Origin of the sequence: Acinetobacter sp. WCHA45 (assembly GCF_002165255.2) — a bacterium.
Lineage (GTDB): Bacteria > Pseudomonadota > Gammaproteobacteria > Pseudomonadales > Moraxellaceae > Acinetobacter.
In genome coordinates this window covers 2,867,983-2,876,784 of record NZ_CP028561.1, presented here as the reverse complement: position 1 = coordinate 2,876,784, position 8,802 = coordinate 2,867,983, and the positions used below count along the sequence as shown (strand labels likewise).

Sequence of the window (8,802 nt, the reverse complement as noted above, 5' to 3'; positions counted from 1 at the left end):
GTGCATCCCCTAATATCCATTTTAAATTCAAAAATAAAGAAACCACCAATCCCATCTTTCGAAGGGGTCGCCATTCTAACCAAGTTATCCACATCTGTCAGGCAAATTTATGAGACTTTTGCCGAAAAAGAAAGCATTTGATTATAAATTTAAATTTAAAACCACTTGTGCATAACTTCTTACACAAGCTGTGGATAGTTTTAGCGCTAAAGTTATCCACAATTTATAAAATTAATAAAAACATAGTTATCCACAAAGTAAATCATTGTTTAAACTTATAAAAACATCAATTTCCACATAAAAAATGCATGCTAATAAGAATAAATTTAAATTTTAAAATTTGAATTTACTTATAAGATCGGGCTGGGTTGTGGATAACTAAGCATATCGAAATTTAAATTCAAAATCCAAGAATTAAATTTAAACTAGAATCTTGGTTGTTGATAAGTCTGCGTGTAAACTGTGAATATAGTTGAATATTGATATAATATAAAGGGATAGCTTGTGTATATTTTTTGTTTTCCATCATGTGAGATATTTGCTAGGTGTTTTATTGCTCCAAAACAGAACAAACAAAATGTAAAGTTTTTGATTTTCCATTGACAGCGTAAACATTGCACAATAAAATCGCGGACCTTTATAGAAAGATCATTTTGGGAGTTTCGATATGAAACGTACTTTCCAACCATCTGAATTAAAGCGTAAACGCGTTCATGGTTTCCGCGCTCGTATGGCTACTAAAGCAGGTCGTCAAGTTTTAGCTCGTCGTCGTGCAAAAGGTCGTCATAGCTTAACTGTTTAATACTGTTAAGCTGACCAGATTTGGGTGATGGCACTTTACAGTTTCGGCATGGAATCTCGTATTCGTTGTGCCGCTGATTACAAAAGTGTATTTGATGGTGCACTTTTTAAAGTGCACCAGCCCCATTTCCTTTTTTTAGCAAAATTAACCGAACAGCCAAATAGCCGTTTGGGTATTGTTGTTGCTAAAAAGAAAGTACGTCGTGCTCATGAACGAAATCGAATAAAACGTCTTGCTCGGGAGAGCTTTCGCTTACACAAAGTGCAATTTAATGCTGATATCGATATTGTGGTGATGCCTAAAGTTGGTATAGAAGCAATCGCAAATCAAGAATTACATCAACAATTAGAGTTTGCTTGGCAAAAATTACAACGCTTAGCAAAAAAGCATTCAAAAGCTGTTATAACATCCTCACAAAATTAGAGATCTCCAATGGTACGATTACTACATTGGTTGATAAGATGTTACCAGATTGCTATTAGTCCATTATTGGGTCCTCGTTGTCGCTATATTCCTACTTGCTCGCAATATGCGATTGAAGCATTGCAAACACATGGTGCGGTCAAAGGTGTCTGGTTATCGACTAAACGAATTTGCCGTTGTCATCCTTGGGGTGGTTCAGGCTATGATCCCGTACCGCGCAAGGCACTTCGTTTTATTTCGTTTCATCAAATAGATTCTCAAATGTATCACGTTGCTGTACCCTTTCGTGATCGTTTATTCAAGCAAAATCTCTCTAACCATTTGGGATAATAGATATGCAACAATGGGCCAGATTTGCAATTCTTGGAGCCATGTTTGTTACCGCATATTTGCTTATTTTGGCTTGGCAAAAAGACTATGGTCATGCTGCACCCGCACCGCAACAACAAGCGGCGGTTGTCACGGCACATGACGTATCTGCGGATTTGCCAAACGCTCAAAATGCAACAGCGGCTTCAGACTTGCCACAAGCGAATGTGACTGCATCACAAACCACAGAGCATAATACATCTGTGAGTCAGCAACTGATTTCAGTACAAACTGATCTTTATCACCTGTGGATCAATCCAAAAGGTGGTGATATTGTCCGTATTGAATTGTTAAGCCATGATGAAAGCAAAGACAGCGATAAGCCGTTTGTCATGCTGGAAAGTGATGCGAAACGTACTTATGTCGCTCAATCTGGTTTAATTGGTTTAAATGGACCAGATAGCAGCCGTAGCGGCCGTCCAATGTATGATGTTGAAAAAACAGCGTATACTTTGGCGGATGCGAAGAGCGTTGCAGCAAAAGATGGTAAGACACATCAAGTGTTGACTGTGCCATTGGTATTTAAAACACCTGAAGGTGTGGAAGTGATCAAGTCGTTCACCTTCACGCAAGGTGATTACCCAATTACAGTGAAACATCAGGTTGTTAACCGTAGTCAGCAAAACTGGCAAGGCCAAATGTTTGGTCAGTTAAAGCGTGACAATTCTGATGATCCAGGTAAATCTTCTCAAGGTATCTTCACTTTGGGAACTTATCTTGGTGGCGCATGGGGCACGCCAGATGCGCATTATAACAAGTTGAAATTTGCGAATTTCAATGATGAAAAACTGAATGTCGAAGCCAAAGGCGGCTGGGTGGCCATGGTTCAGCATTATTTTGTCAGTGCTTGGATTCCTGGGAATTTAAAACTGACTCAGGCTGATGGTCAGCCTTATGCTGCAAAATTAGAATCACGCCAGTCTACTGATGGTATGAATATCATGGGCTTCACCTCTCCAGTGATCAATGTACCTGCGGGTACGTCAATGGAAGTGGATGCACAACTTTATTCTGGCCCAAAAATTCAGTCTGAACTCAAAGATTTAGCTGCTGGTTTAAACCAAACTGTAGATTACGGTTGGTTATGGCCAATTGCCAAGTTATTGTTCCTGGGCTTGCAATTCTTCCATAATCTTGTTGGTAACTGGGGATGGTCAATTATCTTATTGACGATCTTGGTGAAGTTGATTTTATGGCCACTTTCTTCAAAAAGTTATCGTTCGATGGCGAAAATGCGTGTGATTGCACCAGAAATGCAACGTATGAAAGAAGAATTTGGTGAAGACCGTATGCGTTTCTCACAAGAAATGATGGCCTTATATAAGCGTGAACAAGTCAATCCATTGTCTGGTTGCTTGCCGTTATTGCTACAAATGCCGATTTTCTTAGCCTTGTACTGGGTGTTGATGGAATCCGTTGAACTTCGTCATGCGCCATGGTTGGGCTGGATTCAGGATTTATCCGCAATGGATCCATGGTTTATCTTGCCGTTGATCATGGGTGTGACCATGTATGTTCAGCAAATGCTGAACCCACAACCGACTGATCCAATGCAGGCAAAAGTATTCCGTATCATGCCAATCATGTTTACGGTATTCATGTTGTTCTTCCCTGCTGGTTTGGTGCTTTACTGGATCGTCAACAACAGTATTACCATTTTGCAACAATGGTTTATTAACAAAGGTGTCGAAAAAGACCGTCTCAACAAGGTTGAGCCGAGCGCTTAAGTTCGAACTTTTACTGAATAAATCCGCTTAAGATGGTAATCTTAAGCGGATTTTTCTTTGTCTGTATTTAGGGTTCCTGTTTCATAACCCTCGTGTTTTTTAGGTGAATTTAACATGCAACATCAAACCACAATTGCTGCGATTGCTACCCCATTAGGTCGTGGTGGTGTGGGCGTGATTCGACTTTCTGGACCGAAAGCCTATGCAATAGCAGAGCAACTGACCCAGAAAAAGCTCCCTACGGCACGCATGGCAGGTTTCCGTCAGTTTTGTGATGCCGATGGCTCGGTGATGGATGAAGGCATCGTGCTATGTTTTCCAAATCCACACTCGTTTACTGGCGAAGATGTGGTGGAATTACAGGGGCATGGTGGCCCTGTCATCCAAAATGCTTTGCTGGCACGTTTGCTCGATTTGGGCGCGACTGCTGCAAAGGCAGGTGAATTTTCCATGCGTGCCTTTGAAAATGGCAAAATGGATTTAGTACAGGCGGAAGCGATTGCTGATTTGATTGATGCTACCTCACAGGCGGCTGCACGTTCGGCAGTTCGTTCCCTACAAGGTGCATTTTCAACCAAAATTAATACGGTTTTAGAAAAGCTCATTCACTTGCGTTTGCATGTTGAAGCCGCGATTGATTTTCCAGAAGAAGAAATTGATTTCCTTGCCGATGGCAAGATTTTAGCTTTGCTGGATGATGTACAGGATTCGGTCAAGGCAGTACAGCAATCTGCACGGCAAGGACAGCTGTTACGTGAAGGTTTGCAGGTGGTGATCGCGGGTAAGCCCAATGCGGGTAAATCGAGTCTGTTAAACGCACTTGCAGGGCATGAGCGTGCCATTGTGACCGATATTGCAGGTACTACTCGTGATGTACTACATGAAAAGATCAGTTTAAATGGCTTGCCGATCACCTTAACTGACACTGCTGGTTTACGTGAGACGGGCGATATTGTAGAGCAGGAAGGGATTCGTCGTGCAATCAAGGAAATCGAACAAGCCGATTTGCTGCTGTTGGTGTATGATTTGAATCAAGGTGATGAGCCATTGCAATTGGCGTATGAATATTTTTCAGAGCATCTTGAGCCAAAACGTTTGCTATTGATTGGCAATAAATGCGATTTAACGGGTCAAGATGCCACATTAAGTGATTATCAAGGCTTCCGTCATATCAGTGTCTCCGCAAAACAAGATATGGGTGTTCAGGCGCTCATAGAGGCGATTACAGCGCATGCGGGCTTCCAACCTGAGGAAGACACCTTTATCGCCCGAACACGTCATTTAGATGCAATGAAGCGTACTCAGCGCTATCTTGCAGAAGCACGTGAGCAGTTAGTTGTGTTTAATGCAGGTGAACTTGTAGCTGAATCATTGCGACTGGCTCAAAATGCGTTGGGCGAAATCACGGGTGATTTCAGTGCTGATGATTTACTCGGAAAAATTTTTGGTTCATTCTGTATTGGAAAGTAATTTTTTAAGAGTTTAAAATTTTATATAGGCATTAAGAATATCTTCTTAGTGCTTTTTTTGTAGAATTTATTGTGTATTTTATACCAAATAAAGAATTAATTTTTTAGATTAATAAAAATTATTAATTCGTTTCATTATTTTGCTTATGCTTATATAGCTTTAATTTATCTTGTGAATATAAATTAATATATTTTAAAATTGGTAATGATAAACTGATTAAATTCTAAAATGAATATTAGGTTATATACCGTGAACTATTTTATTTTGACTGTGTTTTTTTGTATGTTTTCGACATTTATTTATGCGAAAACAGAGGTTTATCAATGTAAAGAGAATGGATCTGTTATATTCCAATCCAAACCTTGCAAAGGTACAGGTCAGACTGTAGCTGATAAGGTTAAAGAACAACAACAAGCAAAAGAACGTAAACTTGCTGAAATTCAGGAAAAAGAAAAACTTTTACAAGAGAGATTAAAGCACCAGCCGAAAAAAGAAATTGGTTTTAAAGCAACTATCATAAATTTTAAGAATAAAATGATTCGTTATTGGCATGCTTTAAAGAAGAAATTTTCAATTGATTCCTAAAATATTGAATATAAATCTTTAGATTTTAAAAAACAGCCTAAATAATTCCTATTATTTAGGCTGTTTTTTTTGTTTAAATGCCTTGCATTTCTTGCTCTTCAGAGTCTTCTTTCAGCATATTTAAAGAAGTTGCTGCACTAGCTGGAACTCCTTCTTGACGAGTACTTTTCAGCTTAATTTGTAAGCGTAACTCATTCAATGAGTCAGCATTACGTAACGCTTCATCATAACTAATTGCACCTTCGTTGTATAAATCAAACAAGGCCTGATCAAAAGTTTGCATACCTAATTCACGAGACTTGGTCATAATTTCTTTAAGATTATGAAATTGACCTTTTAAGATATTTTCTGCAATTAATGGTGTATTCAGTAGAATCTCTACGGCTGCACGACGACCTTGACCATCTTGAGTACGAACCAAGCGTTGAGAAATAATCGCTTTCATATTAGATGAAAGATCCATCAGCAATTGATTACGGCGTTCATCTGGAAAGAAGTTCATGATCCGATCTAATGCTTGATTGGCGTTGTTGGCATGTAAAGTTCCTAAACATAAATGCCCAGTTTCAGCAAAAGCAATGGCATGTTCCATGGTTTCAGTATCACGGATTTCACCAATCAAAATGACATCAGGTGCCTGACGCAATGTATTTTTTAAGGCATGGTGCCAAGTATGGCAATCTACACCGACTTCTCGGTGGGTAATCATTGACTTTTTATGCTTATGGACATATTCCACGGGGTCTTCAACAGTAATAATATGCCCCGCCGAATTTTCATTACGATGGTCAATCATGGCTGCCAATGACGTAGATTTACCTGATCCCGTACTTCCAACTACCAATATTAGGCCACGTTTTTCCATCATGACATTTTTCAATGATTCTGGGAGTTTGAGCTTTTGGAAGGTTGGGATTTCTGACGTAATGGTTCGGATAACCATACCGATTTGTAGTTGTTGCTTAAATACATTGACACGAAAGCGTGATACTTCTGGAATATTAATTGCGAAATTACATTCCCATTCATTTTCAAATTCTTGGCGTTGCTTTTCATTCATTAAGCTATATGCAAATAGCTTAGTTTTTTCTGGGGTTAAAGTTTGCTGACCTAAAGGACGCATTAAACCTTGGAGTTTAATACTCGGTGGAAAGTCTGCTGTAATGAATAAATCTGAGCCGCCATATTCAACCACTTTGGTCAACATATGAAACATAAACGTTTTGGCTTCTTCTAATAATTCCGCATTATACATGGATGTACCTAAATTTTAAGACAAGACTAGATTGAGTCAGATAGTGTGAAGTTAAAACTAATCATGCAAAGGAAAACATATCCTTGTTTCTTTAAAATGAAGTTTCAAAAGTTCTGTAAGTCATTTCATGGCTTTTCATTCACGCTGAACGAGATTACAAAAGTTGCCTTGCTGATTGTGATTGGATTATTCCAAAAATAAACCAATCGATCTAGTTTGATTTTTATTTATTATATGAATATCAATACAATGTGAGAATTTTTGTCATTTTTTTACCAAAACGAGCTTTTTTATCTTTGATTTGAAACCACTTTTTAAAAAAAGATGTTCCACGTGAAACATGACGATGATTGGTTGGCTTTTGGTTGTGACTGAGTAAGCTGTGCAATTTATGAGGATAAGCCTGATTAAAATAGCGCTAATTATGAGTTGAGTATGAGACATGTTGAAAAGAATCGCTTTATTTTCATTATTGAGTTGCACGTCTGCGATGATTTTTGCAAATGTAGAAACCTTAAAAAATAATTTAAATCAGCAATATCCCAATATTCATGTTAGCAATATTCAAGCAACAGAAATGACAGGACTATATAGTGCCAATTTAGACAATCAGATTATTTATTTGGATGAAAATGCCCAACATATGTTTATTGGTTCGATGGTTCGTTTAAAAGATCAAAAGAATCTGACCAAGGACTTGGTTCTAAAGCAAAATTCAATTGACTGGAAACAATTACCTTTAAAAGATGCAATAAAAACGGTAAAGGGCAATGGTAAACAGCAGCTTACTATTTTTTCAGATCCGAATTGCCCCTATTGTAAGAAATTAGAAGCTGAACTGGATAAGCTCAATGATGTCACCATTTATACGTTTATCTACCCACTAAAAGCACAATCGATTGCGGTCTCAAAATCGATTTGGTGTGATCCTAACCAAGCTTATGCGTGGAAAAACTTATTGCAGAAGAATGTACAGCCTAAAGAAAAAACTTGTACTAATCCGATTGATCGCAATCTGGAATTAGGGAAAAAATTAGGTATAGAAGGAACGCCAACGCTGATATTCGGGAATGGTCTGAAAATGGTTGGCGGGCGGAGTGCTGAAGACATTCGGATGATTTGGAAAGAACTCGGTTTATAAATTAAAAATGCCCAATGCATTGTAATAAAATGATTTGGGCATTTTTAATTTATTTTGTTCTAACTTTTTTTGGTGACCAAGTTGTAGATGAACAAAATAATAATGGCACCAATGACCGATGCAATAAAGCCAGCCGCTGAGTTTTCACCATATAATCCAAGTAAGCGACCGCCATAAGTTGCTAATAATGAACCTGCAATCCCTAATAAGGTCGTAACAATAAATCCTGCTTTATCTTCACCAGGATGCAACGCACGGGCAATTAAACCTGCAAAAAAACCGACCACAATCGCTACAATGAGAGACCACATGACCTTTTCTCCTTGTTTTACCATAGTATTTGTTTGTTACTATCCTGCTCGATTTAGCCTAACTCTGTCTGTAGTGGATTACTGAGTTATGTCGTATTTTTGTGCAATCTTTATCGTGCTTTGATTAACAAGCTAGAATAAAAAAGGCGCTTTAAAGCGCCTTTATAATTGATCAAAGACCGATTTCACCGATAAAGGGTAAGTGACGATACTTTTGATCGAAATCTAAACCGTAACCGACAATAAAGCGATCTTCGACTTCAAAACCTAAGAATTTTACTTCTAAATCAATCTCACGGCGTGAAGGTTTGCTCACCAAAGTACAAAGTTCAATTGAGTTTGGATTACGTGTTTTGAGCATTTCAACGACTTTGCTCAAGGTATTCCCTGAATCAATAATATCTTCAACAACAAGCACATCTTTACCGTGAATCTCACCATCAAGATCTTTTAAAATTTTGACATCGCGGGTTGAAACCGTCCCGCCACCATAGCTAGACACAGTCATAAAATCGAGTTCGTGTGGTTTTTCGATTGAACGGCATAAATCTGCCATAAAAATGACTGAGCCACGCAGTAAGCCAATCAATACCAGCTCTTTATCACTTTGAGCATAGTGTGCATTGATCTTTTCACCAAGTTCTTTGACTTTGGCTTGAATCTCTTCGCTCGAAATCATAATGCGCATTGCAATGGTCATCGGTAGATTCCTAAAACTT

10 protein-coding genes are annotated in these 8,802 nt (G+C 38.4%); 7 read left to right on the top strand and 3 right to left on the bottom strand.

What is annotated here, in order from left to right; all coding sequences use genetic code 11:
- Positions 1 to 667: 667 nt before the first annotated feature.
- The 6 genes from rpmH to CDG55_RS15155 all read left to right on the top strand — a co-directional run bounded on the left by rpmH (position 668) and on the right by CDG55_RS15155 (position 5,376).
- The gene (rpmH, locus tag CDG55_RS15180; RefSeq protein ID WP_000831329.1) at positions 668 to 802 is read left to right on the top strand and encodes a 50S ribosomal protein L34; all 135 of its coding nucleotides are present in this window, start codon (positions 668 to 670) and stop codon (positions 800 to 802) included.
- Positions 803 to 829: 27 nt separating this feature from the next.
- A complete protein-coding gene (rnpA, locus tag CDG55_RS15175; RefSeq protein WP_087537332.1) occupies positions 830 to 1,225 on the top strand; it encodes a ribonuclease P protein component in 396 nt (131 codons plus the stop codon).
- A gap of 9 nt (positions 1,226 to 1,234) precedes the next feature.
- The gene (yidD, locus tag CDG55_RS15170; protein WP_087537331.1) at positions 1,235 to 1,555 is read left to right on the top strand and encodes a membrane protein insertion efficiency factor YidD; all 321 of its coding nucleotides are present in this window, start codon (positions 1,235 to 1,237) and stop codon (positions 1,553 to 1,555) included.
- A 5-nt stretch (positions 1,556 to 1,560) separates the two neighbouring features.
- Positions 1,561 to 3,321, top strand: coding sequence for a membrane protein insertase YidC (yidC, locus tag CDG55_RS15165; protein WP_087537330.1), 1,761 nt, complete (start codon positions 1,561 to 1,563; stop codon positions 3,319 to 3,321).
- Positions 3,322 to 3,435: 114 nt separating this feature from the next.
- Complete coding sequence (gene mnmE, locus CDG55_RS15160; RefSeq protein WP_087537329.1) at positions 3,436 to 4,791, top strand: tRNA uridine-5-carboxymethylaminomethyl(34) synthesis GTPase MnmE; 1,356 nt, start codon at positions 3,436 to 3,438, stop codon at positions 4,789 to 4,791.
- A 249-nt stretch (positions 4,792 to 5,040) separates the two neighbouring features.
- Entirely contained in the window at positions 5,041 to 5,376 is a 336-nt protein-coding gene (locus CDG55_RS15155) for a hypothetical protein (protein ID WP_228252561.1), read from the top strand.
- A gap of 73 nt (positions 5,377 to 5,449) precedes the next feature.
- Here CDG55_RS15155 and CDG55_RS15150 read toward each other — a convergent pair whose 3' ends face one another.
- Positions 5,450 to 6,631 (bottom strand): PilT/PilU family type 4a pilus ATPase, encoded by a 1,182-nt coding sequence (locus CDG55_RS15150; protein WP_005158869.1) that lies wholly within the window; start codon positions 6,629 to 6,631, stop codon positions 5,450 to 5,452.
- Between the two features lie 442 nt (positions 6,632 to 7,073).
- Here CDG55_RS15150 and CDG55_RS15145 point away from each other — a divergent pair, with 442 nt between their 5' ends.
- Entirely contained in the window at positions 7,074 to 7,772 is a 699-nt protein-coding gene (locus CDG55_RS15145) for a DsbC family protein (RefSeq protein WP_087537327.1), read from the top strand.
- A 59-nt stretch (positions 7,773 to 7,831) separates the two neighbouring features.
- Here CDG55_RS15145 and CDG55_RS15140 read toward each other — a convergent pair whose 3' ends face one another.
- Both CDG55_RS15140 and hpt read right to left on the bottom strand, forming a co-directional pair.
- Positions 7,832 to 8,083: a GlsB/YeaQ/YmgE family stress response membrane protein gene (locus tag CDG55_RS15140; RefSeq protein WP_004660536.1), complete on the bottom strand. Its 252-nt coding sequence runs from the start codon at positions 8,081 to 8,083 to the stop codon at positions 7,832 to 7,834.
- 172 nt (positions 8,084 to 8,255) lie between these two features.
- Positions 8,256 to 8,783 (bottom strand): hypoxanthine phosphoribosyltransferase, encoded by a 528-nt coding sequence (gene hpt / locus CDG55_RS15135; RefSeq protein ID WP_087537326.1) that lies wholly within the window; start codon positions 8,781 to 8,783, stop codon positions 8,256 to 8,258.
- Positions 8,784 to 8,802 lie beyond the last annotated feature (19 nt).